This is a genomic window from Telmatospirillum siberiense (assembly GCF_002845745.1).
In the GTDB taxonomy this organism is placed as follows: domain Bacteria; phylum Pseudomonadota; class Alphaproteobacteria; order Rhodospirillales; family Magnetospirillaceae; genus Telmatospirillum; species Telmatospirillum siberiense.
In genome coordinates, this window is the sequence record NZ_PIUM01000004.1 from 213909 (window position 1) to 239235 (window position 25327).

General features: G+C 62.0%; 21 protein-coding genes. 9 read left to right on the forward strand and 12 right to left on the reverse strand.

Translation table 11 applies throughout. The features are described from left to right. Window position 1: 1 nt before the first annotated feature. Window positions 2-835 carry a nucleoside triphosphate pyrophosphohydrolase gene (gene mazG, locus CWS72_RS06055; RefSeq protein ID WP_101249674.1) on the reverse strand — a complete coding sequence of 278 codons (834 nt, stop codon included), beginning with the start codon at window positions 833-835 and terminating at the stop codon, window positions 2-4. A 216-nt stretch (window positions 836-1051) separates the two neighbouring features. Here mazG and CWS72_RS06060 point away from each other — a divergent pair, with 216 nt between their 5' ends. Continuing rightward, window positions 1052-1924, forward strand: coding sequence for a Dyp-type peroxidase (locus CWS72_RS06060; RefSeq protein WP_101249675.1), 873 nt, complete (start codon window positions 1052-1054; stop codon window positions 1922-1924). Here CWS72_RS06060 and CWS72_RS06065 read toward each other — a convergent pair. The 4 genes from CWS72_RS06065 to CWS72_RS06080 all read right to left on the reverse strand — a co-directional run bounded on the left by CWS72_RS06065 (window position 1902) and on the right by CWS72_RS06080 (window position 6929). Next, window positions 1902-2597 carry a GntR family transcriptional regulator gene (locus CWS72_RS06065; RefSeq protein ID WP_101249676.1) on the reverse strand — a complete coding sequence of 232 codons (696 nt, stop codon included), beginning with the start codon at window positions 2595-2597 and terminating at the stop codon, window positions 1902-1904. The genes CWS72_RS06060 and CWS72_RS06065 overlap by 23 nt on opposite strands. 160 nt (window positions 2598-2757) lie before the next feature. Continuing rightward, window positions 2758-3948 carry a mannonate dehydratase gene (gene uxuA, locus CWS72_RS06070; protein WP_101249677.1) on the reverse strand — a complete coding sequence of 397 codons (1191 nt, stop codon included), beginning with the start codon at window positions 3946-3948 and terminating at the stop codon, window positions 2758-2760. A 74-nt stretch (window positions 3949-4022) separates the two neighbouring features. Beyond that, window positions 4023-5369 carry an MFS transporter gene (locus CWS72_RS06075; RefSeq protein ID WP_241911602.1) on the reverse strand — a complete coding sequence of 449 codons (1347 nt, stop codon included), beginning with the start codon at window positions 5367-5369 and terminating at the stop codon, window positions 4023-4025. Between the two features lie 48 nt (window positions 5370-5417). After that, window positions 5418-6929, reverse strand: a complete 1512-nt coding sequence (locus CWS72_RS06080) for a mannitol dehydrogenase family protein (protein ID WP_101249678.1) — start codon at window positions 6927-6929, stop codon at window positions 5418-5420. Window positions 6930-7384: 455 nt separating this feature from the next. Here CWS72_RS06080 and CWS72_RS06085 point away from each other — a divergent pair, with 455 nt between their 5' ends. Then, entirely contained in the window at window positions 7385-8701 is a 1317-nt protein-coding gene (locus CWS72_RS06085) for an MFS transporter (RefSeq protein WP_101249679.1), read from the forward strand. A gap of 140 nt (window positions 8702-8841) precedes the next feature. Further along, a complete protein-coding gene (locus CWS72_RS06090) occupies window positions 8842-10068 on the forward strand; it encodes a cation:proton antiporter (protein WP_101249680.1) in 1227 nt (408 codons plus the stop codon). A gap of 12 nt (window positions 10069-10080) precedes the next feature. Here the strand turns inward: CWS72_RS06090 and CWS72_RS06095 are convergent, their stop codons facing one another. The 6 genes from CWS72_RS06095 to CWS72_RS06120 form a co-directional block, all read right to left on the reverse strand. Beyond that, window positions 10081-11208, reverse strand: a complete 1128-nt coding sequence (locus tag CWS72_RS06095) for a PepSY-associated TM helix domain-containing protein (RefSeq protein WP_101249681.1) — start codon at window positions 11206-11208, stop codon at window positions 10081-10083. Further along, complete coding sequence (locus CWS72_RS06100) at window positions 11205-11885, reverse strand: Fe2+-dependent dioxygenase (protein ID WP_101249682.1); 681 nt, start codon at window positions 11883-11885, stop codon at window positions 11205-11207. Before CWS72_RS06100 ends, CWS72_RS06095 begins: the two co-directional genes overlap by 4 nt. A 9-nt stretch (window positions 11886-11894) precedes the next feature. Continuing rightward, window positions 11895-14171 carry a TonB-dependent receptor gene (locus CWS72_RS06105; RefSeq protein WP_101249683.1) on the reverse strand — a complete coding sequence of 759 codons (2277 nt, stop codon included), beginning with the start codon at window positions 14169-14171 and terminating at the stop codon, window positions 11895-11897. Between the two features lie 267 nt (window positions 14172-14438). Beyond that, on the reverse strand, window positions 14439-15293 hold the full coding sequence (locus tag CWS72_RS06110) for an SDR family oxidoreductase (RefSeq protein WP_101249684.1): 855 nt from the start codon (window positions 15291-15293) through the stop codon (window positions 14439-14441). After that, window positions 15290-16351: a mannonate dehydratase gene (gene uxuA, locus CWS72_RS06115; RefSeq protein ID WP_101249685.1), complete on the reverse strand. Its 1062-nt coding sequence runs from the start codon at window positions 16349-16351 to the stop codon at window positions 15290-15292. Before uxuA (CWS72_RS06115) ends, CWS72_RS06110 begins: the two co-directional genes overlap by 4 nt. 86 nt (window positions 16352-16437) lie before the next feature. Further along, entirely contained in the window at window positions 16438-17145 is a 708-nt protein-coding gene (locus CWS72_RS06120) for a GntR family transcriptional regulator (protein ID WP_241911608.1), read from the reverse strand. Window positions 17146-17380: 235 nt separating this feature from the next. Between CWS72_RS06120 and CWS72_RS06125 the strand changes: the two genes are divergently transcribed. From CWS72_RS06125 to CWS72_RS06150, 6 genes are all read left to right on the forward strand, one after another. Continuing rightward, window positions 17381-18418, forward strand: coding sequence for an L-idonate 5-dehydrogenase (locus CWS72_RS06125; protein ID WP_101249687.1), 1038 nt, complete (start codon window positions 17381-17383; stop codon window positions 18416-18418). 38 nt (window positions 18419-18456) lie between these two features. Beyond that, the gene (locus tag CWS72_RS06130) at window positions 18457-18945 is read left to right on the forward strand and encodes a NanQ anomerase/TabA/YiaL family protein (protein WP_101249688.1); all 489 of its coding nucleotides are present in this window, start codon (window positions 18457-18459) and stop codon (window positions 18943-18945) included. Beyond that, entirely contained in the window at window positions 18942-19928 is a 987-nt protein-coding gene (locus tag CWS72_RS06135; RefSeq protein WP_101249689.1) for a Gfo/Idh/MocA family protein, read from the forward strand. The genes CWS72_RS06130 and CWS72_RS06135 overlap by 4 nt, the downstream gene beginning before the upstream one ends. 25 nt (window positions 19929-19953) lie before the next feature. Then, window positions 19954-20958, forward strand: a complete 1005-nt coding sequence (gene yiaK / locus CWS72_RS06140; RefSeq protein WP_101249690.1) for a 3-dehydro-L-gulonate 2-dehydrogenase — start codon at window positions 19954-19956, stop codon at window positions 20956-20958. A 40-nt stretch (window positions 20959-20998) separates the two neighbouring features. Beyond that, window positions 20999-22303, forward strand: coding sequence for an MFS transporter (locus tag CWS72_RS06145; protein ID WP_199175558.1), 1305 nt, complete (start codon window positions 20999-21001; stop codon window positions 22301-22303). A 362-nt stretch (window positions 22304-22665) separates the two neighbouring features. Next, window positions 22666-23142 carry a NanQ anomerase/TabA/YiaL family protein gene (locus tag CWS72_RS06150; RefSeq protein ID WP_101249691.1) on the forward strand — a complete coding sequence of 159 codons (477 nt, stop codon included), beginning with the start codon at window positions 22666-22668 and terminating at the stop codon, window positions 23140-23142. Between the two features lie 15 nt (window positions 23143-23157). Here the strand turns inward: CWS72_RS06150 and CWS72_RS06155 are convergent, their stop codons facing one another. Further along, a complete protein-coding gene (locus tag CWS72_RS06155) occupies window positions 23158-25176 on the reverse strand; it encodes a TonB-dependent receptor plug domain-containing protein (protein WP_158240526.1) in 2019 nt (672 codons plus the stop codon). Window positions 25177-25327 lie beyond the last annotated feature (151 nt).

The following is a 25327-nucleotide window of genomic DNA, read 5'->3' on the forward strand; positions in this document are numbered from 1 at the left end:
CTCATGGTTCCCCCCGTTCCAATTTCTTGGCTTCGACCCAAAAGGCCTCCATCTCGGCCAGGCTCGATTCGCCGGGCGTCCGCCCGCGCTTGGCGAGCTCGGCCTCGATGTGATGAAAGCGCCGTTCGAATTTGCGGTTGCCGCGGCGCAATGCCGTTTCCGGATCGATTTCCAGCTTGCGGGCCAGATTGACGCAAGCGAACAGCAAATCGCCCACTTCGTCCTCCAGGCGGTCCCGATCGACGGTCTCTCCCAGTTCGGCGCGAACCTCGCCGATTTCCTCGGCGATCTTGTCGAGGACCTGTTCCGCCTCCGGCCAGTCGAAACCGACGCGGCCGGCCCGCGCCTGAAGTTTCAAGGCCCGGGTTTGCGCGGGCAGGGCGGTCGAGACGCCGGCAAGCGCGCTTTGCGGCGCCTCTCCGGCCTTTCTTTGACGCTCGCGGGCCTTCTGGGCCTCCCACTGCGCGGTTTGCGCCCGGGCGTCGGCGATGGAGGCGTCGGCGAACACGTGGGGATGGCGGCGCTCCATCTTGTCGCAGATGGCCCCGACCACATCCTCGAAATCGAAGCTGCCTTCCTCCCTGGCCATCTGGGCGTAGAAGACCACCTGGAACAGCAGATCCCCCAATTCATCCTTCAGGGCCGTCTTGTCGTCCGCTTCGATGGCCTCCACCACCTCATAGGCCTCTTCGATGGTGTGTTGCGCGATGGTCTTGAAGGTCTGGGCGATATCCCATGGACAGCCGCCTTCGGGCGCCCGCAGGCGGGCCATGATGGAGAGAAGCCGGTCGATGGCGGATTGGCTGGAATGGGGAAAATGCTCGGAAGAGGACATGGAAAAAGCCTAAGGGGAAGACGGGGGGAATGATCGCCGAGCGGGGATGGCTTGGCAAGCACGGGAAAAAGAACGATTTTCGAGGGGTAATACCGGCGAATCGTCGATCTGGGCTTTTCGCCCTTGATGTTGGTGCCGGTTTCCGCTTGCATTCGGCGAAACCATGACGCCGGGGGCTTTCGGTGAGCGGCGTTTTTTTGTGACGGGGTGAACATCATGGACGGATTGCAGGGACTGGCCCAGCCGGGGTTGTTTGTCGAGGAAGCCCAGGCCGGACATAGTCTGGAATGGTCGCTGGAAGGCGATCCCGCCGCCGCGCTGGCGGCGCTGAAGGCGTTGGATCCCGCCGGCGCCGTCATCGGCATCGGCGCGCCGCTGGCCGCCGCTCTGGGCCGAAGCGTTCCCGGGCTGCGTCCGTTCAGCCCATTGGAGGGCCCGGCCAGCATGCCGGCGACCCAGCGGGCGCTGTGGGCCTTCATCCCCGAACAGACGGCCGGGGCCGCTTTCGACCGCGCCGAGGAACTCGACCGCCAACTGGCCGGGCCTTTCAGCCTGGTCGAGACTCTGCCGCTGTTCCGCTACCGGGATGGACGCGATCTCACCGGCTACAAGGACGGCACCGGCAACCCTCCGCCCGAGGAACAGGCCGAGGTGGCCGTGATTCCGGAAGGTCCGCAGGCGGGCGGATCCTTCGCGCTGGTTCAACGCTATGTGCATTTCCGCGAACGCTTCAATCATCTGCCGGAAGCCCAACGTGACGACATCATCGGGCGCCGGCTTTCCGACAACGAGGAGTTCGACGAGGCGCCGGAGACGTCGCACGTCAAGCGGACGGACCAGGAAGGTTTCGACGAGCCCGCCTTCATGCTGCGCCGCTCGATGCCCTGGGGAGACCTGAAGGCCCATGGCCTGCTGTTCGTCGCCTTCGTCGCCGATCTCGGCGTCGTCGATCTGGTTCTGCGTCGCATGTGCGGTCTGCTCGACGAGGTGCCCGATTCCCTGCTGAAATACACCCAGGCCGAAACCGGCGCCTATTATTACTGTCCCCCGCAGAAGGACGGACGGCTCAATCTGGCTGGTCTGCTGTAGCGGCGTTCCGGGCGATATCGAGTTTCCGCATGGTGACGAAGACCAGGCGGAGATGGTTGCGCAGTTCGGTCTGCGCCGTGGCGACGTCGCCCTTGGCGACGGCATTGGCGATGGTGGTGTGCTGCTTCAGGAGAAGCGCCATATGTTCCGGGCGGCGGTCGCTGATCTGGCGGACGCGATCCAGATGCACCTTGGACTGCTGGATGACCCGCCAGACGCCGCTGTTGCCCGACGCCGTCGCCCAGATGGCGTGCAGCGCCTCGTCATAGCTGTAGAAGCTGTCCCAGTCGCCCTTCTGGGCGGCGATGGCCTGCTGTTTCAGATTGTCGGACATCTGGCGGTTGACGCCGATGTCGATATGCTTGGCGGCCTCGGCGATCAGGGCGCATTCGAGATGTTCGCGGATGAATTGGGCCTGACGGACCGCGTCGAGGGAAATGGGCGCGACGAAGGAGCCGATCTGCGGAACGATCTTGACCAGGCCTTCCTCGGCCAGACGGATCAGCGCCTCGCGGACGGGAGTGCGGCTGACCCCCAGTTTTTCGGACAATTCGACTTCGGAAAGCCGCGTGTCAGGGGGATAGACGCCGGTGACGATCTGGCGCCGCACCGCATCGAGGGCCTGTTCCGAAAGTCGCCTGTGCCGATTTTCGAGCGGCATGGTCGGTGCCATTCAATAAACCTTCTCTCCGTTTGCCGCCGGATTCCCGCGACCGGCGCCCCGTTCTATTTAACGGCAATATGGGACCAGGGCAATCCATCGCCGAAACGATCCGGTTCCAGGCGCCGGGCCTGGAACCGGATGACGGCGGGACGGGACGCGGTCTTTGGCGTCAGGCGATCTTTCCGGAGCGGAAAGCCTCGACCGTGCGCATCACGCCGCGCAATTCGGCCAAGCCCTTGAGGCGTCCGATGAAGGAATAGCCGGGATTCATCTTCTTGCCGACGTCGTCGCCCAGAAGATGTCCGTGATCGGGACGCATCGGAATCTGCGCGTCCGATCGACCGCCGGCGGTACGGCGGTCCTCTTCCTTCATGATCGCCGCGGCGACGCCGATGAGATCGGTGTCGCCATCGAGATGATCGGCTTCATAGAAGGAGCCATCGGCCTCGTGCTTGGTGTTGCGCAGATGGACGAAATGGATGCGGGGCGCGAATTCCTTGGCCATGGCCACCAGATCGTTCTTCGGATTGGAACCGAAGGATCCCGTGCACAGCGTCAGGCCGCATGCCTCCTCGGGCACGGCGGAGAACATGGCGCGGACGTCCTCGGCCGTCGACATGACCCTGGGCAGGCCGAAGATGGGAAAGGACGGATCGTCGGGATGGATGCACAGGCGCACGCCCACTTCCTCGGCGACCGGGGTGATCTCCTTCAGGAAGGCCACCAGATTGGCCCGCAGATCCTCGGTATCGATTTCCTGATAGATCTCCAGCATCTTCTTGAAGCTGGTCCGGTCATAGGCGAAATCGCGCGCCGGCAGCCAGTCGATCAGCACCTTTTCGAGGGCTGCGACCTCGTCGGGGCTCATCGCCTTGAAACGCGCCTCGGCCAGCTTGACCCGCTCGGGCGTGTAGCTGTCGGCGGCGCCTTTGCGCTGTAAGGCGAAAATGTCGTAGGCCGCGAAATCGATGCTGTCATAGCGCAGGGCATAGCCGCCGTTGGGCAGCCGATACATCAGATTGGTGCGGCTCCAATCGGTGATCACCATGAAATTGTAGCAGATCACCTTGATCCCGGACTTCGCCACGTTGCGGATCGACTGCTTGTAATTGTCGATCTTCTCGCGGAAGTTGCCGCTCCGCGTCTTGATCTCTTCGCCGACCCCGATGCTTTCGACCACCGTCCATTCCAGACCGGCCGCTTCGATCATCCTGCGGCGCTTCTCGATCTCGTCCTCCGTCCAGACGCCGCCGGTGTTCATGTGATGCAGGGCGGTGACGATGCCCGTCGCCCCGGCTTGCCGGGCATTTTCCAAAGTCACCGGGTCGTCGGGACCAAACCATCGCCATGTCTGAAGCATAAAATTTTCCTTTTCGTTGCTGAGGGCTTAAGGCCCGGCGGCCTCGCGCCGCCAGGCCGGTGTTTGAACAAAGATCAGTGGAAGGCCACGGCGGACGCCGTGGCGTGGCGTGGCGCCGATTCGTACATCAGGAAGACGCTGACGGTGGTCACCACGCCGGTAAAGGCGACGAAACCGGCCAGAAGCCACGGGGTACCGTTGCCGACCTGGAGAAGCCAGCCGGCGCCGAATCCGAAGATGGTGCCGATCAGGGCGCCGAACTGCTGGACGATGGCCACACCGGTGGCGCGCACCGAGGTCGGGAACAATTCGGCGAAGAAGGCGGCCTGGGGCGCGTACATGGCGGCATGGCCGACCGCCAGGGCGCCGACCAGTCCCAGCCAGATCAGGCCGCGCACGTCGTAATAGACGAGACCGAAAACCGGGAAGGCCAGCAGGATGGTCATCACCGACCCCAACATATAGACCGTCCGCCGGCCGATGCGATCGGACAGGGCGCCGAACAGCGGCAGAGTCACCACTTCGATCACGATGGCGATCAGAATGGCGGTGGTCATCAGGGACTTAGGAATGCCGCGGTTGACCGCATAGGCCGAAATCATCACGGCATAGATGGAGAATATGGAGGACTCGCACAGCTTGGCGCCCCAGCCTAGCAGAATGCCGCGCGTATGTTTCGTCAGCATCGCCACCATGGACGGCCGCGGCCCCTTGTGCTGGTGAGCCGAGGCGAACAGGGGGGATTCGGAAAGATTGACGCGGATATAAAGGCCGATGCCGATCAGCAGAATGCTCACCAGGAAGGGCAGGCGCCATCCCCAGTCGAGAAAGACATCGTCGGTCATCGTCGCCGTCAGAAGGGCGAACAGCCCCAGCGGTATGATAAAGCCGGCCGGGGCGCCGATTTGCACGAGCGAGCCGTAGAAGCCGCGTTTTTCCGCCGGAGCGTGCTCGCAAACGATGAGGATGGCATTGCCCTGTTCGCCGCCGATACCGAAACCATGCAGCATGCGGATGCAGATGAGGATGATCGGGGCCGCCAAGCCGATGGCGGCATAAGTCGGCATCAAACCGATGACGAAGGTGGCGATGCCGACGATCAAAAGGGTGGTGACCAGGGCTTTTTTCCGGCCCAGACGGTCGCCGACATAACCGAAGACCAAGCCACCCACGGGACGGGCGATGAAGCCCGCCGCATAGGTGCCCAGGGCCACGAGCGATCCGACGAGCGGGTCGAACTGCGGAAAGAAGAGTTTATTGAAAACCAGGGCTGCCGCGGTGGCGTAGACGAAAAAATCGTACCACTCCACCGTGGTGCCGACGCATGAGGCCATGGCGACGCGTCTCAACATCGCCGGGGACGAGACCTCTTGCACGGTCGTTTCGGCCGCGCCCGTCATCGTAAGCTCGATCTCATTCATGGAAACGTTCCTTTAACCATTTTTTTTGTCTTTTGACGTTCGGGCCGATCAGCCCAGAAAGGTTTTCAACGTCGGGCGGACCCCCTTGGTCAGCAGGCTGTGCAGGGTCTTCTCGACCGCGTCGCGGAACGCGGAGTAACCCAGCAGCTCCGGCGGGAAGATGTCGGCGATGGCGAACAATTCGCCGGCCAATCGCTTGGCGTCGTGGCCGTTGCGCTCGCCGATGGCGCGCAGACGGGCCGCCATGGGGTCGGCGATGTCATAGCTTTCCTGGCGTTCGTTCACACCGGTGGTGAAACGCATCCAGGCGGCGACGGCCAGCACGATGGCCTGCGGCAGGGCTCCGGCTTGCAGCCGCGACAGGGCCGGCTCCAGAAGACGGGGCGGCAGCTTCTGCGATCCGTCCGAGGAAATTTGCAAGGTCCGATGCCGCACGCCCGGATTGAGGAAGCGTTCCTCCAGCGCGGCGGTATAGGCCGTCACATCGGTCCCGGGGACCGGTGGCAGGGTGGGGATCAGGTCTTCCTTCCACAAACGGTGGACGACGGCATTCAAATCGGCGTCACCCATCGCCTCGGCGATGGTCTCGATGCCTGCGGCCACCGATAGATAGGCCAGGGTCGAATGGGCACCGTTCAGGCAGCGCAGCTTCATCAGTTCGAAAGGGTGGACGTCCTTGACCAAGAGGGCGCCGACATCTTCCCAGCGCGGCCGGCCGAGGGGGAAATTATCCTCGATGACCCACTGACGGAATGGCTCGCAGACCACCGGCCAGGCGTCCTCGATGCCGAAGCCGTTGGCGATGGCGGCGCGGTCCTCATCGCGCGTGGCCGGTGTGATGCGGTCGACCATCGTGCAGGGAAAGGCGATGTTTTCGGCGATGAAACGGCTGAGTTCCGGATCGATCAACTCGGCGAAGCGGACGACGATGCGCCGTGCCGTCGCGCCGTTTTGCGCCAGATTGTCGCAGACCAGCACAGTGAAGGGGGCAACCCCGGCCGCACGGCGCAGGCGGATGGCTTCGGTCAGCACGCCGGGAACGGTGCGGGGGGCGGACGGGTTGGCGATATCGGCCTTGATGGCGGGATTATTCTCATCGAGGGCGCCGGTGGCGGCATCCTGGCAATAGCCTTTTTCCGTGACCGTCAGGGTGACGATGCGGGTGGTGGGCGCGATCATCAAAGAGAAGGCGCGACCGAGATCGTCGGGCAGGGCCAGGGCGTCCAGCATGGAGCCGACGACGCGCAATTGGTCGCCGCCGGCCTGGCGGCTGAACACCGAATAGAGGCAATCCTGCGGTTTCAAGGCATCGCGGATGGCGGGGGAAAGCAGGTCGACGCCGACGATTCCCCAATCAGTGGCGCCAGCGGCCAGGATATCGTCGGTATAGACCGAGAGATGTGCACGGCAGAAGGCTCCCAGGCCCAGATGGACGATACCGGGGGAAACGGCGGCACGATCATAACTGGGGCGCGCGACCTCCTTCGGCAAAGTGGGCAGACTTTCCATGGAAAGACGGTGGAGTGCCGCAGTCTCGTCCGCGCGACCTGTCTTAGACATTTTCGGATATATCCTCACTAAACGAACCAATTTGGATATACTACCATACAAGCTTGAAAAACGACAAGCCAGAAGGCATGGGTGCGCTGGTGAAATGCCTCCGATGGTCATGCCTCAGGTCGTGCGATATGTATAAAAAAATGTTATTAACTAGTAATTTATGATATTTTTTTAATGTCATATGATAATAATTCGGGTTTTGACCCATCAAAACGCAGTTGTTGACAAACTACCATACTAGAATGCTAATGTTGCGGACGCACCCACCGCGATGGGCTGTCAGGCACCGCGCGTTAAGGATTGAGCGTGGGTGGGGAAGTGGAGGGATTCGTGGTGAAAGCGGTCTGCCGTGAGACATCCGCGCCGCCACATCGCAACAATGGGAAGCCACCAGGTCCTGGCGCGTTTTCGCAGGCCTGGTATCGAGGCACCCGAAGGTCATCTGGGGATGAAACATGTCGCAGTCGAAAGCAGCCACTCTATCAAGTATTGCTGACACAGCGCTGACCGTCGTCGGTAAATATCGATGGCGGATTTGCGCGCTTTTGTTTTTTTCGACGACCATCAATTACATGGATCGCATGGTGTTCGGTTTATTGAAGCCGACATTGATGAATGATCTGCATTGGACGGAAACCGAATATGGCGACATCGTCGCCGTCTTTTCCCTGTTCTATGCGTTCGGTTATCTTGGCGTCGGGCGTTTCATGGATAAGATCGGTGTCCGCATCGGTCTGCCCGGCGCGGTTGCCGCCTGGAGTTTCTTCGCCTGCCTGCATGCCGGCATGAGCAGTATTTTCGGCTTCAAGGTGGCGCGTGCCGGTCTCGGCCTGACGGAAGGCGGAAATTTCCCTGCCTCCATCAAGACCGTGTCGGAATGGTTCCCGGCCAAGGAACGGGCCCTGGCCACCGGCATCTTCAATGCCGGCAGCAACGTCGGCGCCGTGGTGGCGCCCATTCTCGTTCCGCTGCTGGTGATGGCTTGGGGTTGGCAGGCCGCCTTTCTGGTGACCGGCGGCATCGGTTTCCTTTGGGTGATCTTCTGGTTCCTGACCTATCGCAAACCGGAGGAGCATCCGAAGCTGTCGGCCGCCGAACTGGCCTATATCCGCAGCGATCCGGTGCAGCCCACCGTGAAGATCCCCTGGTTCAAGCTGCTGGGCTACCGCGGCACCTGGGCCAATGTGGCCGGGACCTGCTTCAGCGCCCCGGTCTGGTGGTTCTACCTGAATTGGGTGCCGGGTTTCCTTTCGAAGCAATACGGCGTCAATCTGATGGCCGCCATGCTTCCCCTGGTCGTCATCTATTGCATGGCCGACGTCGGCAGCATCGGTGGCGGCTGGTTGTCGTCCCACCTCATCAAGCGGGGGGTCCGGACGCTGACCGCCCGCAAGATCACCTTCCTGGTCTGCGGTCTGTGCGTCGTACCGGTGTTCATGGCCTCGCAGGTCTCGAGCATGTGGTGGGCGGTGATCCTGATCGGCATCGCGGCGTCGGCGCACCAGGGCTATTCGGCGAACGTCTATACCATCGTGTCCGATACCATGCCGCAGAACGCGGTCGGCTCGGTGGTCGGCATCGGCGGCTTCTGCGCCTATATCGTCGGCATGTTCGTCTCGATGGGGGTCGGCCGGCTGCTCGACGCGACCAACGGCAATTATCAACTGCTGTTCGGTATCGCCTCGTCGCTCTATCTGATCGGACTGGTGGTCATGCATCTGATCCTGCCGAAAGCCGGATCCGGCAAGACTCCGGCCGGTATCGAGGCCTGACACAAGGAGCGGCCCCGAACGATGACATCCGGGGCCGCTCCCCTTCGCTTCATCCTCTCCCCTCGATGATCTATAGTCTCGTCGGAGACCAGTGATTATTGCCAACCCATAATGATCGGCGCGGCTGGGGGAGTGGGGGAATGGGATCGACCGAGGCGGCCAAGGAAATCCTGCTGAACGTGGGAATCATCCTTGCCGTCGGAACTTTTTTCGCCGTCGTGGCGCAAAGGATCAAACTGCCCGACGTCGCCATCTATCTGCTCGTCGGTATCGCGCTGGGGCCGGGGATGCTGGGATGGGTGAACATTCCGGCGGCCAGCACCACCAACCAGATCATCCTCATCTTCGGGGCGTCCTATCTTCTGTTCGACGGCGGCGCGTCGCTGCGTTTCGCCGTCTTGAAGGAGGTCTGGATCACCATCGTCATTCTGGCGGTCCCGGGCGTGGTGGTGACGGCGCTGATTACCGCCGCCGCCGCTCATTACCTGCTGGGATTGCCGATGATCGTCGCCCTGCTGCTGGGCAACGCCATCGCCTCGACCGATCCGGCGACCCTGGTGCCGGTTTTCAAGCAGGTCCATGTGAAGGACCGCATCGCCCAGACGGTGATCAGCGAATCGGCTTTCAACGACGCCACCGGCGCCGTCATGACCTTCGGCGTCCTGGCGGTCGCCATGGGGTCTGGCGAGGTTTCGCTCGGCCATTCCGTCCTGGATTTCATCCGGCAGACCGCCATCGGCCTGGGGGCCGGGGTGATCATCGGTTATGCCGCGGCGTTTCTCGTCGCCCATTCGAAATATGGCCATTTCGCCGAGTTCGCGCCGGCGGTATCCATTCTTGCCGCCATCGCCACCTATCTTCTGGCCGATCGCATGGACGGCAGCGGCTTCATGGCCGTCTTCGTGCTGGGCATGATCGTCGGCAATCGCCGCTCCTTCGGTTTCGCCATGCCCGGCCGGCACGAGGACAGTTTCGACAGTTGGATCGGCAATCAGACCGCCATGCTGCGCATGTTCGTCTTCATTCTGCTGGGCTCCCAGGTGGATTTCGCCGTGATGAACAGAAATCTCGCGGGCGGCGTGGCGGTGGTCGCCGTCTTCATGCTGGTTGCCCGCCCGGTGACCGTGTTTCTGTGCGCCACCCCGGACCGGCGGGCCAAATGGAGCCTGAAAGAGTTGTTGTTCATGTGCTGGGTGCGCGAAACCGGGGTCATTCCGGCGGCGTTGGCCGGCATGCTGGTCGGCATGAAGGCCCCCGGGGCCGATGTGATCGCCTCGGTCACCTTCATCGCCGTGCTGATGACCATCCTCATCCAGGCGACCACCACGAAATGGTTGGCGCGAAAATTCGATTTGCTGGTGGAATGAAGTCGAGGGCGGTTATCGAGCCGTCTTCTTCGCGCGTTTTATCCACCACAAGGCCACGCCGGTTACCGAAAAGAGCAAGGGAAGTCCTCCCGACAGGAAAACCAGGGTGGTCCATGCGCCGCCGAGGCCCCTTGCGGAATGCAGGGCGTGCTGCCAGGCGAGCAGGCTCTCGCCGGCGCTGAAATCCCGGGGATCGAGCACCGTGACGACATCGCGGCGCCAGGGGTCGATGAAGACGCCGATCTGCGGCGAGCCCTGTAATCCGCCGGACGGCAGCAAACCGATACGGAACGGTTGATCGGGACGCAGCGGCAGGGCGACGGAGGCCAGCCGTCCGTCGGGGATTGCCGTCATCGCCAGGGTGATGGCCTCGTCCACCGTGATCGGCCGGCTGCCGGGGATTGGCTGAACCCGGATGGCGCCGGCCAGCGCTCGCAAATCGCGGGCCGGCGAAAAGACGTCGACCAGATCGCGCATGGTCTGCGGAAAGGCGAGGGCAACGCCGGAAAAGCCGACCGCCAGAAAGACGATCAGCGTCCAGATGCCGACCACGCCGTGCAAGGCGCGGTGAAAAGCGGCGCCCCTCAAGCCCCGGCGCATGGTCAAGGCCGCCCGCCATCGATTGCGACGTGGCCACCAATTGATCAATCCGCTGATGCCGAGCGTCAGCATGACCAGCCCGAACCAGCCGACGATGTGCCGGCCGTCCTCGCCCATCAGAAGATTGGCGTGAAGCATATGCAGCCAACGCAGCGCCGTGCCTTCGGGACGGGTGACGGGGGTGAGCGTCGCGCCGTCGATTTCCATGCGGATGGGGGGCGTTCCCCGTCCGGCGGCGGATTGCAGGCGTATGGAGGCGGGCTCTCCCGGTTCCGGCGGCGCGGCGTAGAGGGAGGCGATGAACCCGTCCGGCGCGGCGGCCCGGGCGGCTTCGATGATCTCACCCACCGAATGGACGGCGGCACCGGCGGTTTGCCGAGCCGGATCTTTCACCGGGCCGCCGAGATGATCGGCGCCGACCAGGATGGTTCCCGTCACTCCCAGCAGGATCAGCGGAAGGCAAAGGAGCAAGCCGGCCCACAGATGGATTTCCCCGACGATTCGCCGCCAGGAAATGGTGCGAAACGATCGGTCGGTCATGCTTCGGCCCATCGGCGCAAGAGATTGTGATAGACGCTGGTGACCAGCGGAACCGCCTGATGCTCGGGGAGGACCTGGGCGAGTTGCTGGATCGCCGAATCGAGATCGAACAGCATCCGGCGCTGGCCGTCCTCGCGGATCATGCTCTGGATCCAGAAGAAGGAGGCGAGCCGGACGCCCCGGGTCACCGGTTCGACCCGATGCAGGCTGCTGCCGGGATAAAGCACCATGTCGCCGGCCGCCAGCTTTACCCGATGGGCGCCAAAACTGTCCTCGATGACCAGTTCGCCACCATCATAGTCGTCGGGCGGGCTCAGGAAGAGCGTCGCCGAAAGATCGGTACGTACCCGTTCCGACGATCCCTCCACCGGCCGGACCGCGCCGTCCACATGATTGCCGTAGGTCTGGCCGACGGCGTAGCGATTGAACAGCGGCGGCACGACCTTGAGCGGCAGCGCCGCCGCGATGAACAGGGGAGTCCGGGCCAGTTCCGCCAGGATGAGGGCGCCCAGCCGTTCGGCGGTGGGATCGCCGGGAGCGAGTTGGTGGTTGTTCTTCACCCGGCTCGACTGGTATCCGGCGGTGACGCGCCCGTCGATCCAGTCGGCCTGGTCGAGAGCGTTCCGGAACGCTGTCAATTGATCGGCGCCGAGGACGCCCGGAATGTGAGTGAGCATTTTTTCCGCTTAATATTTGTAACTGATGGTGAATAAGGCCGAGCGGCCCGGCCCGGGGACGACATGGGACGGGTGAAGCTGGTCGTAATAGAATTTGTTGGTGATGTTGTAGACGTTGAGTTGGAGGCTGACGTTGTCGGTCAGCGGATATTTCGCCATGGCGTTGGCCGTCCAATAGCTCGGCACCTGTTTCCAGAAATTCACCCCGCCGACGGTGCTCGGCGTCGCGCTGGCGAAACGGCTGGAGACATAGTTGACCCCGCCGCCGATCTGCATCAGCCAGGGCAGTTTATAGGTGGTCCAGACATTGCCGGAGTGCCGGGGCACATTGGCCAGCGGACGGCCGAGATCGCTGGTCGCCGAGGTATTGGGAGATTTGACGATTTCGCTGTAGGTGTAGGCGTAGCCGCCGCTGACCTGCCAGCGATCCGTCAGCCGGCCGATCGCTTCCAATTCCACCCCTTTGGCCACGGCGTCCCCGGCCAGGATCTGGTAGCTCGAATTGTTCGGATCGGTCTCCCGCTGATTGAGCTTCTCCGTGTGATAGAGCGCTCCGTTGAGGGTCAGGCTTTCACCGAACAGGTCCCATTTACTGCCGATTTCATAGGTTTCGTTGCGTTCCGGCGCCAAGGAGGCGGTACTGCTTTGCAAGGATATCGCTTCGGCCGACGGATTGAAGGACGTGCCGGCCGAGAAATAGATGCTGCCGTTGGGCAGGGGTTTGAAGACCAACGCGCCGCGCCAGCTCACCATGTCATCGACGCGGGAGAAGGACAGGGCGCCCGCGCCCCTGCCGGTCACCGGATTGGCGTAGGTCGTCTGGTCGAAACTGGCGTCGAACCTGTCAAATCTGACGCCGCCCATGACTTGCCAATGCTCGTCGAGGGTGATGGTGTCCAGCGCATAGGCGGCCAGTGTATCCGCCGTGGTGCTGGTCATGGAGGAACGATAGGTGTTGGCGTTGTAGGCCTGGGCGGGATCCGGGGAAACCAGCGAGGTGGTGCTGTAGGGACCGATGGTGCTGTTGCGGTTGGGATCCGACGTCTCCTGGCCGACCTCGAAGCCGGTCACCAACGCGTGGGCGATCGGACCGGTCCGCACATTGAGCGTCACGTCGGCCTGGTTTTGCAGAAAGGTTTCCACGCTGTCGCCATAGAGCTGGTTGCGCGACACATTGAGGGAGCCCAGCGACGTGGACGGGCTGACCAGGATCGAGGAGCCGGTGGCCCCGGCCGCCGTGGTACCGTAGATCTGCGGTTCCGTGATCCGGAACTGGCGGGTGTAATGGGCGTAGCGGAACTGATCGCGCAGGACGATCGCCGATCCGACGTCATGCTCCAGTTTCACCGTGCCGACATCGACATTGGTCCGCAGATAATCGCCATGCTCGAAACCATAGAAATTGCTTCCCGATACCGATGCCGGGCGGGCGGTCGCCGATTTGACGCCCGATGCCGATTGGTAGAGCCAGGGAAGCCCATAGTCCGGCACGTCATACTCGGTCTGATGCAGATAGCTAAGGGTCAGGCGGGTCGGCGTGCCCAGGCCGACGGCGAAGGAGGGGGCGAAGCCGAAGCGGTCGTTCTGGGTGACATCCCTGCCGGCGACGTTCGATTCATGACCCATGACATTGAGGCGAATCGCCGTCCCCGGTCCGAGGTCGGGCAGGGCGCGGTTGACGTCGGCGGTCAGCCGCTTGGTGGCATCCGTGCCGAATCCCAGGGTGCCGGCGGTCAAGGGGGCGAGCTGGGGCGACTTGCCGTCCTGTTCGACCACGCCGCCGGTCGAGCCGCGACCGAACAGAATCGACGACGGCCCCTTGAGGACCTGGATGCCGTCGAGATAAAAGGGATCGCGGTAATAGCTGCCGAAATCGCGCATGCCGTCGAGATAGATGTCATTGCGGGCGGTAAAGCCGCGAATGGTCAGATTGTCGCCTTGCGCGCCGTATTCTCCCGCAGCGAGGCTGATGCCCGGAACGTTGCGCAGCGCGTCGCGCATCGTCGCCACCCCCTGGTCGTCCATCAGTTGGCGCGAGACCGTCTCGACGGTCTGCGGCGTATCGCGCAACGGCTGGGTCAGCTTGGGCAGCGAAGGTTGGTCTACCTTGTAGTCGCCCGACGGCGCGGCCTCGACCGAAACCGGTGGAAGTTGAATGGCGCCGCCGTCCGCCGATTGCGCGGCGGCCTCGGGAACGGAGCCGGCCAGCGCCAGGCCGACGGCGGACAGGGCGAGGGAAGGCGTGGAGGCAAGAAGAGGGAAAAGAACGCGCGACGGCGATGCCATGGGTAAGCTCCGGGATGAAGGGGAGAGCTGACCTGGCTGGCATCCGTATTCGAGGGCGGAAAGCTGGCTGGGTGCGAGGTTGTTCTTATCAATAATAAGAATAATTCTTATTTTCAAGACGATTTTATGGATGTTCGATCATTCGCCGCAACCGGCGGTCCTCTCTGGTCCGAAAAAGGAAAACCCCCCGCCCACGGAAACGGGCGAGGGGTTGTATGGCGGTCCTTGTCAGCCCGGAGCCTTTACTCCAGGCTGACAAGGGATGGTTTACACTCCCGAATAAGCGGCGAATCCGCCGTCGATGGGCACGACAATGCCATTGACGAAGCCCGAGGCCGCATCGCTGACCAGCCACAGCAAGGTGCCGACCAGTTCTTGCGGTTCGCCGAAACGGCCCATCGGCGTGTGATCGATGATCTTCTTGGCGCGGGCGGTGAATTCGCCGCTGGCCTCGTCGATCAGCAACTTGTGATTCTGGTTGGTCAGGAAGAAGCCCGGCGCCAGGGCATTGACGCGGATGCCGACCTTGGAGAAATGCACGGCCAGCCATTGGGTGAAGTTGCTGACCGCCGCCTTGGCTCCGCTGTAAGCGGGGATCTTGGTCAGCGGGCAGAAGGCGTTCATCGAGGAGATGTTGATGATCGAGCATCCCTTGCGGCCGATCATCTGACGGGCGAAGACCTGGGAGGGGATCAGGCTGCCCAGGAAGTTCAGGTTGAAGACGAATTCGATGCCCTTAGGATCGAGATCGAAGAAGGTGGTGAGCGACGGATCGTCGAGATCGGCCTCTTCCAGCCATTCCTTGCTGGTGGTGCCTTTCGGATGATTGCCGCCGGCGCCGTTGAGCAGCAGATCGCAGGGTCCGAAGGCCGCCTTGACGGCCTCGGCGGCCGCTTCCAGCGAGGCCCGCTCCAGCACGTTGGCGGCGAATCCCTTCGCGGTGAGGCCGTCGGCCCGCAAGCCTTCGGCGGCGGCTTCGGCGGCTTCGGCATTGAGGTCGAGGATGGCGACCTTGGCGCCGCATTCGGCCAGGGCCCTGGCCAGTTGCGAGCAGAGGACGCCACCGCCGCCGGTGACCACGGCGACGCGATTCGACAGGTCGATGGAGAAGGGAATGCTCATGCCCGTTTCTCCCCGGCTTTCTTGGCTTTGGCGACGCCCTCCCACAGACCGTTGAGATAGACCGCGCCGAGAGCCCGGTCATAAAGGCCGTATCCCGGCTTGCCGGTTTCACCCCAGATCATCCGGCCGTGGTCGGGACGCACATAGCCCTCGAAGCCGGCTTCGTAATAAGCCCGAATGATCTCGCCCATGTCCAGCGAGCCGTCTTCCGAACGATGGCCGGTTTCGAAGAAGTCGCCCCGTTCGTTGTTCTTGACGTTTCTCAGATGGGCGAAGTGGATGCGCCCCTGGCCCGCGAATTCGCGGACCATCGCCACGATGTCGTTCTTGCTATCGGCGCCCAGGGATCCGGAACACAGCGTCAGGCCGTTGGCGGGCGTATCGACGATGGCGAGCAGGCGCTTGAGGTCGGCGCGGTTCTTGACGATGCGGGGCAGGCCGAAGATCGGGCGCGGCGGATCGTCGGGATGGATGGCCATCTTGATGCCGACCTCGTCGGCCGTCGGGATGACGCCCTTCAGGAAATAGGTGAGGTTGGCCCACAGCTTTTCCTCGTCGATGCTGGCGTACTCGGCCAGCAGCGCCTTCAATTCCTCGGGCTTGTAGCTGGCGTCCCATCCGGGCAGGTCGATCCCCTTGCTGAGGTCGATCTTATCGACGACATCGACGTCGAAGCCCAATGTCGTCGAGCCGTCGGGCAGAACCATTTCCAGCGTCGTGCGGGTCCAGTCGAAGACCGGCATGAAGTTGTAGCAGACGACCTTCAGGTCGCAGGCGGCCAGATTGCGCAGGGTCTGGGCGTAGTTGGCGATCAGCCGGTCGCGCGAGGGCTTGCCCAGCTTGATGTCCTCATGCACCGGCACGCTTTCGATGACGTCGAACTTCAAGCCGTGGGATTCGATCTTGGCTTTCAGCGCCTTGATCTTCTCCACCGGCCAGGTCTCGCCCACCGGGACGTCGTAGACCGCCGAAACGATGCCGTCCATCCCGGGAATCTGCCGGATGTAATCGAGCGTCACCGGATCGCTGTCGCCATACCAGCGAAAAGTCATTTTCATGTCGCGTGTCTCCTTAACGATGTTGGTGCCGGTGCCGGTGTCGGGACCGGCGATTTTTCTTGAAAGCGAAGCGTTGGAAAAGGGGGTCAGGAACGGGCGGAACGCCTGCGCGAAGGCGGGAGGTCCTGGCCCGTCTCGCTCAGGCCGAGCTTTTCGACCGTCGTGATGATCTCCCTGAGATGGCATCGCAAAGCCTCCCGCGCTTTCACCTCGTCGCCTTGGGCGACGGCGTCGACGATGGCTTTGTGCTGCCCGGTCAGTTTCGCCATGTGATCCGGCATGCGGAAGCTGACATGACGGACCCGGTCCATATGGACCTTGGATTGCTGGACGATGCGCCATGTCTGGAGGTGACCGGACGCTTTCGCCAGCAAGGTGTGCAGGGCCTCGTCGAGTTCATAGAACTTGTCCCAGTCGTCGTAGCGGACGGCGCGCTCCTGCTGTTCGAGATTGTCCTGGAGAAGACGGAGCGTGGCCTTGTCCATCCGCCGGACGGCGTCCACGATGAGGGCGCATTCCAAATGCTCACGGATGAACTGGGCTTCGTTGACCGAATCGATCGAGATGGGAGCGACGAAGGTACCCACCTGCGGAATGATCCGGACAAGGCCGTCCTCCGACAGTTTGATCAGGGCTTCGCGGACCGGTGTGCGACTGACCCCCAGGCGATCGGACAGTTCCGCCTCGGACAGTTGCGCGTTGGGCGGCAATGCGCCGCTGACGATCTCTTCCTTCACCGTTTCGAAGACCTGGACGGCCAGGCGAAGTTGCTTGTTCGCGGGGAGTATGGCCATCACGTCCCTCAAATCCTCTTCAGGCTGAACGGGATCCATCGGATGCCCGTGCTATAGGCTGGTTAATGGTATACTACCATGGCAGCGTGTCAACGAAATTTGCCGGGACAGCGGAATTTCAGGTGGAATTTCCTTCTCGAAAAAAGGGGCTTGTACGACGCAATAACGTATACTACCATGGCAGCAAATCAATTGAATGCCATGAAAAGCATTCATCTAGAGGATGCGAGTCGATATGGAAGCCTGTGTCATTCACGGGGCGCTTGATCTACGTCTCGATAAAGTAAAAGAACCAGAGTTATCCGATAATTATGTGAAGGTTAGAATTAGAGCCGGAGGAATCTGCGGATCTGATCTTCATTATTTTTCCAATGGAAGAATTGGTGATTTTATTATCCGGGAGCCGCTGATCCCTGGACATGAGGTCGCCGGCGAGGTCTGCGCGGTGGGAGCCAAGGTTTCAACGCTCAAGCCTGGCGACCGGGTCGCCATTCATCCGGGCCGCAGTTGCGGCAGATGCCCCCGCTGCCGGGAAGGGCGCCCCAACCTGTGCCAATCCGTTTTCTACATGGGCAGCGCCAGCCGGTTTCCCCACATGCAGGGCGGCTTCTGCGAGTTCGTGTCGGTCGACGAAAGCCAGTGCCACAAGATTTCGACCGACATCGCCTTTCCCCTGATCGCCTTCGCCGAACCCCTTTCCGTGGCGCTTCATGCGGTACACCGGGCCGGCGACATCATGGGACGGAAGGTGCTGATCACCGGCGCCGGGCCCATCGGTCAACTGCTGTTGCTGGCGGCGCGCCGGGCCGGCGCGGGGGACGTCGTCGTCACCGATCTGCTCGACAGTTCATTGGGCAAGGCCCGCCAGATCGGCGCCGCCGCGACCATCAATGTCGGACGGACGCCCGACGCCTTGACCGAGACATCCCGCGCCATCGACGGCTTCGACGTCGCTTTCGAGGTTTCCGGCGCGGCTCCGGCCCTGAACAGCGCCATCGACGCGGTTCATCCGGGTGCGACCATCGTGCAGGTCGGTTCGCTTCCCGCGGGGCCGCAAGGGGTTACCGCCAATCGGATCATGGCGAAGGAACTGGATGTCCGAGGGGCGTTCCGCTTCGGCAATGTTTTCGCCGATGCCGTCGCCTGTCTGGAGAAAGGCCTTATCGACGTTTCGCCGCTGCTCACCGCGGTGGTGCCGATGGCAAACGCCGGCGAGGCTTTCCTGATGGCCAAGGATCGGGAGCATCACCTCAAGGTCGTCATCGAATTCTGAATGGGCTTCCGCAAAAGTGGAAGCGATAGGAGAGAAACATGCTTTTTGGAAACGTCCATCATGCCGGCGACATGCTTGCCTGGCTCCCGGCTCCCTTGCAAACGGCGATCGAACATCTGCGCACCACCGATTTCAAGGCGCTGCCAGCCGGTAATTACGACCTGCAGGGCAAGGATATCTACGTTCAGGTGATCGATCTGACGACCAAGGCCCTGTCGGAAACCCGGCCGGAGGTGCATCGCAAATATATCGACGTCCAGTTCCTGGTCAGCGGCGCGGAGCGGATCGGCTTTGCCGACGACACCGGCCGCAACGTCGTGGCCGAGGATTTGCTGGCTGAACGGGATCTGCTGTTCTACCAGGGCGCCGAAAACGAATCGATGCTGGAGATGGTGCCCGGCAGCTTCGCCGTTTTCCTCCCTTCCGACGTTCATCGCCCAGCCTGTCAGCTCGACGCTCCCCGAGCGATCCGCAAGGTGGTGGTCAAGGTCCGTTTCGATCTCCTGAAAAAGGGGGACGCCAAGTGAAGACCGTCCGCTGGGGGATGATCGGCTGCGGCGCCGTTACCGAGGTCAAAAGCGGGCCGGGTTTCTACAAGGCCCAACATTCGAGCCTGGTGGCGGTGACCAGCGCCGATTCGAAGATGACGCGTTCCTTCGCCGAGCGCCACGGCGTGGCCAAGGCCCACGATACCACCGAGGCCCTGTTGGCCGACCCGGATGTCGACGCCGTCTACATCGCCACGCCGCCCGCCTTCCATAAGCCGCTTTCCCTGGCGGTGGCGCGGGCCGGCAAGCATGTCTACGTCGAAAAGCCGATGGCGATGCGCTTTTCCGAATGCCGCGAGATCATCACCGAGTGCGAGCGTAACAAGGTGCGGCTTTTCGTGGCCTTCTACCGCCGGGCCATGCCGCGTTTTCTCCAGGTGAAACGCTGGCTGGACGAGGGCGTCATCGGCGATGTGCGGGCCGTGCGGGCCATGCAGCATCAGCCGCCGGCACCCGAGGACCTGTCGCGGGAGACCCTGCCGTGGCGACTGCTGCCGGACGTGGCCGGCGGCGGCAAGTTCCTCGACATGGGTATCCACACGCTCGACATCTTCGACTTCTGGTTCGGTCCGCTCGTCGAGGCGCACGGCATCGCCGCCAATCTCGGCCGGCTCTATGACGTGGAGGATACCGTCACGGCGACCTGGCGCCACAAGGGCGGAGTGCAGGGAAGCGGTTCCTGGTGCTACGTCGCCTCCGATCAGCAGGATCAGGTCGAGATCATCGGATCGCAGGGGCGTATCGAGATGGAATTCTTTTCCGACCGGCCGTTGCGCCTGATCACCGGGAAGGGGCTGGAGGAAGCCGACATTCCCAATCCCCCCCACGTTCAGCAACCCTTCATCCAAAGCATCGTCGACGAGCTGACCGGAACCGGGCGGTGCCCGGGTGATCCCGAGAGCGCCGCCCGCGCCAGTTGGGTCGCCGACGAAATCCTGGCCGGTTTCCGCGGCCACTCCTGATACACGCCGATTTTGGAGCAAAGTCATGCCAAAGGTTCGCTTCGAGGACATGAAAGCGGAATTCAAACGGATCCTGGTGAAAAAGGGATGCGAGGAGGATATCGCCGAGCTTTCCTCCCGGATGATCGCCGAGACCAGCCTCGACGGTGTTTATTCCCACGGCGTCAACCGGTTTTCCCGGGTCGTCGAATATATCGATAAGGGCTACATCGATCTGAACGCCAAACCGACCAAGGTCGATGGAATCGGCGCCTTCGAGCGCTGGGACGCCAACCTCGGGCTGGGAAACGTCACGGCCAAACTGGCCATGGACCGCGCCATCGAGCTGGCCCGCCAGAACGGCATCGGCTGCGTGGCGCTTCGCAACGCCAATCATTGGCTGCGCGGCGGAAGCTATGGACTGCAGGCGGCCGACGCGGGCTGTATCGGCATTTGCTGGACCAATACGCAGCCGAACATGCCGGCCTGGGGAGCCAAGGATCGGCGCATCGGCAACAACCCGTTCATCGTCGCCATTCCGCGGGACGGCGGCCATGTCATCGTCGATGCCGCGATGTCGCAGTTTTCCTACGGTCATATGGAAGGGGCCAAGCTGCGCGGCGAGCAACTCGCGGTTCCCGGCGGCTATGACGAGGCTGGCAATATTTCCACCGATCCGGCGGAAATCGCCAAGACGTGGCGGGTCCTGCCCATCGGCTTCTGGAAAGGCTCGGCGCTTTCCATCGTGTTCGACCTGGTCGCCACGGTCCTTTCCGGCGGCTTGTCGACCTTCCGGGTCGGCCAGTTGGGCGGGGACGAGTACAAGCTTTCGCAAGTGATGATCGCCATCGACGCCAAAAGCATCGCCGGCGAGGAATTCCTGGCGGGGGCCGTCAACGAGGTCCTCGACGATCTCAAGGCGTCCCAGCCCGCCGATGAAAAACAGGCCGTCCGTTTCCCGGGCGAGAAGGGGCCACGGCTGCGCAAACAAAATCAGGAACAGGGCATCCCCGTCGACGACGGCGTCTGGGCGAAGATCACTTCGCTCTAGCTAGCGTCCTGTTCAATAAACGAATTTTCGGAGGAACATCATGCCGAACACGACACAATCGGGCGGCGTCATGCGGGCGGACGCATCTGCGGGCATACCGAATGGACGCTGGTTTCATATCATCGTCCCCATCATGATTCTGTGCATCGTCTCCTACATGGACCGGACCAATATCGGGTTCGCCATTCCGGGAGGGATGAGCAAGGAACTGGCGATGTCGGCCTCGTTTGCCGGCTTCGCCGCCGGTATTTTCTTCGTCGGGTATCTGTTTCTTCAGGTGCCGGGCGGCCATCTGGCGTCGCGGGGCGTGGCCAAGAATTTTCTGACCTGGTCGATGGTGGCCTGGGGCGTGATTTCCATCGCCACGGCCTACATCACCAGCGAAACCCAACTGATCGTCCTGCGTTTCGCCCTCGGCGTCGCCGAGGGCGGCATGCTGCCCGTCGTTCTCACCATGGTCGCCAAGTGGTTTCCCGACGAGGAACGCGGCCGGGCGACCGCCATCGTCATCATGTTCGTCCCGATCGCCAATATCGTCTCGGGACCGATCGCCGGTTCGGTCATTCAGAATTTCGGCTGGCGCGACCTGTTCCTGTTCGAGGGAATCGGCTCGTTTTTCCTGATCATTCCTTGGATTTTCATGGTTCAGGAGGATCCCGAAAAGGCCAAATGGATTTCGCCTGAGGAAAAAGCCTATATCGTCAGCAGACTGAAGGCCGAGCAGGAGGAATTGGCCAGATCGCCGGCCATCAAGAACGCCTCCTTTTCCCAGGTCATGGGCAATGCCTCGATGTGGAAGCTGATCGTCATCAACTTCTTCTATCAGACGGCGATTTACGGCTTCGTCATCTGGCTGCCGACCGTCATCAAGAATCTGACGCAGGCCAATATCGCCGAGGTCGGGTTCCTGTCGATGCTTCCCTATATCGGGACCATGATCGGCATGTATACGATCGGGCGCCTGTCCGACAGCTCAGGTAAACGTAAGAAATACGTTATCCTGCCGCTGCTGGGATTGGCGGCAAGTCTGGCCGGATCGGTGTTCCTGAAAGAGCATATCTGGCTGTCGTTCTCCTGCCTGGTGCTTGCCGGCGGCTTCCTGCAGGCGGCGGCGTCGGTCTTCTGGACCATTCCGCCAATGCTGTTCACCGCCTCGGTGGCGGGCAGCGCCCGGGGGGCGATCAACGCCCTCGGCAATCTGGGCGGCTTCCTCGGGCCCTTCCTGCTGGGCTGGCTCAAGGACATCTTCGGCGGAACCGATTACGGTGTCTTCTGCCTGGTCGGCTTCCTGGTGATCTCCGCCCTGATCACCACGACCTTGCCGGTCACCCAACGGCAGCACTGATCGACAAAAAGGGCTTGAAGCGAAATAATCGCTTCAAGCCCTTTAGCCCGAGCGGCGCCTGAGCCCGCCTAAGCCGGAGGCGCAGGCGTCATTTATAACAGCCCGAGCGGCGCCTGAGCCCGCCTAAGCCGGAGGCGCAGGCGTCATTTATAACAGCCCGAGCGGCGCCTGAGCCCGCCTAAGCCGGAGGCGCAGGCGTCGTTAGGACCTGCCCCCGCGCGTGCAAAACGCCGGGGGCAGGTCCCAATCTTTGGCGATCCTGAAAACTGATATTTTAAGTATATTACCCGCGCGGCGGGGAAACGCCGCCTGACGGGGTGATCAGCATTTCGCCCTTTCAGCATCTTGGTCGGAGGGACATCATGATTTTCGGCAGCGTACATCATCTGGAAAATTTGCAGGGATGGCTTCCCGCTCCCTTGCGGATGGCCTTGGAACATCTGAAGAAGACGGATTTCACCAATGTTCCCGCCGGCCGATACGATCTGCAAGGCAGCGACGTCTATGTGCAGGTGATGGATCTGAGCACCAAGAACGATGCCGATACCCGCCCCGAGATCCATCGCAAATACATCGACGTCCAGTTCATGGTGAAGGGCTGTGAACGCATTGGCGTCGCCGTCGACACCGGCCGCAATGAGGTGGCCGAAGATCTCCTGGCGGAGCGCGATCTGCTTTTTTATCGTGCCGCCGAGAACGAATCTTCGCTTGTCTTGCGGCCCGGGAATTTCGCCGTCTTTTTTCCCAGCGACGTCCACCGGCCTCTCTGCGAGGTGGACGGCCCGCAGGCGATCCGCAAGGTCGTGGTCAAGGTCAGTCTGGCCGCGCTGAAGGGCTGACGGGGCGGGACCCGATCAGTAATTCGCGATGACCGAAAAGAGGATACGGCGCTTTTCGCTGGACACCGGATTGTCGGCGAAGGCGCTGTGTCCCGTCGCCTCAAGCCGTAGCGCTGGATTGATGACATAGGCGAGGCGGGGGTTGAGCGAGACCGTGGTCTTGATGGGGACCAGTTCATAGACGCCGAAAGCGATCTGCTGCGCCATCTCGGTCGCCGAAACGATGCGCAGGGATAGGTCGCTTTCCCAGGATCCGATGTCCCAGCCGATCCCGGCATTCGCCTTGTGCCGCGGAGTGGAACGGCTGAAATCGTGATATTGATCGGGCGTCCCTTGATCGGCGACAGCCTCGAAACTGTAGTTGGCGTTCCAGCGCCAGCCTTCGCCAAGGCGCCCTTTGAGATCGATCTCGACCCCGTTCAGATGGGCGCCGCCCGTATTGACATAAGTCGACAGCAGGGTTGGCGTCGGCAAGGGCTCGATCAGTTGCGTGGCCGAGATATCGCGTAATCCGGAAACAAGCTGATGGTAGGCGGCGATTTTCCCGCTGGTGTTCCATTGCGGCACAGACCGTTCGTAGGACAGTTCGTAATGGGTGATCTTGGTCGGTTGCAGTTGGGGATTGCCGAGAGAAAGAAGCTTCGCCGTCGGAACGGAAGGAGGGGCGAAGGGAACCGTCATCGGATTGGCGACGCCGAGTTCCAGCAGGCTGGGCAGCGTCAACCCCCGCGCTGCCGAAATCTTTACCGAATCGAGCGCTGTCGGACGCCAGACCAGGGCGCTGTTGTAACTCCATGCGTAAATCGAGCGGTTGTAATCCTCGTTTGTCCAGGGTGATCCGTCGATGACCGGACCATCGCGCTGCAGCCAGTAGCGGTCACCGCGTAGCGCCGTCAACAGACTGACATCGTTTGAAAAATCATGATTCCACATGCCACTCAAGGCGGCGTCCTGGGAAAGCAGATGACCGCCCTTCGCGGGAAAGCTGGGCATCTCGTCGCGCCGGTATTCGGTTCCGAAACGCAAGGTGTCGTCGGCACTCGATTTGAAAAGATGCTGAAGCTTGGCGATGGTCACATCGTTGGACAGCGAACCGGTGGCGAGAGAGTTACGGTATTGGCCGACGTCGAAATGGTTGTGCATCAGGCTGGCTTCGATCTGGCCGAAGCCGATGTCGCGGGAATATTCGATCTTGCCGGCGGCCAAGCTGAGATCGATGTAGAACGGCATCAGATAATTGGCGCGCATCGAGCCGTCTGTCGCCGACGTCTGAATGCGTAGCGTGGAGCGGTCGTCGAGCGCCGTCTGTCCATCCAGATTGACCGTTCGGTTGATCGATGGGTCGCTGCCGGCCAGGCGGTCTCCCGCATAGCGGGGATGAAATTCCGACTCGGGATCCTTGTTCCAGCCTCCTGACAGCCGGATGCCGCCAGCCCGCCATTGCGCCGTCCGCACGGCCGATGCCGCCTGCGAACCGTCGCTGCCGATGGTGAGGCGTTCGGCGTTGATCTCATCGAATTGGGGATTGTAGGTCACGATGTTGATCACGCCGGAGGCCGCGTTGAATCCGTAAAGCGCCGAGTTCGGACCCTTGATCACCTCGATCTGGCGAATCTCGTCCAGGCGGACCGGGATGTTTTCCCACAACACCACACCCAGGGCGTCGGTATAGGTTTCCCGTCCATTGACCATCACCAGCAGGCGATTCGAACCTCCCTGGTTGAGGCCGCGAATCGCCACGTCGGCGCTGTTGTTCGACCAGCTATAAACGTCGATGCCGCTCAGGCGTGAGAGGATGGCGGGCAGGGTGGCGGCGCCGGAACGGCGGATATCGTCGGCGGTGATGACATCCATATTGACCGGAGCTGAGGAAAGTCGCTGCGGCGTGCCGGTGACGCTGGTGGTGACCGGTTCGCCGAACAAGTCCTGAGCGGCGCTGTAATCCATCGTTTGACCGAAAGCGGCGGACATCGTGGCCAGCAGACCAACGGTCGTGGCGCAGGCGGCTTTCGAGATCATATTCAGCCCGGTCATACCGTTACGAGCAGTCCGTTCAAATATCCCATGACTTTCGACCAGGGATTGGGGGCGCCTGGGAATATTACGCGAATTTCGGGTTTCTTCCATGCATCAGTGTGGGAGCCACCCCGTAAAGGCGGAGTTGAAGAGGCGAATTTTCAGGTGC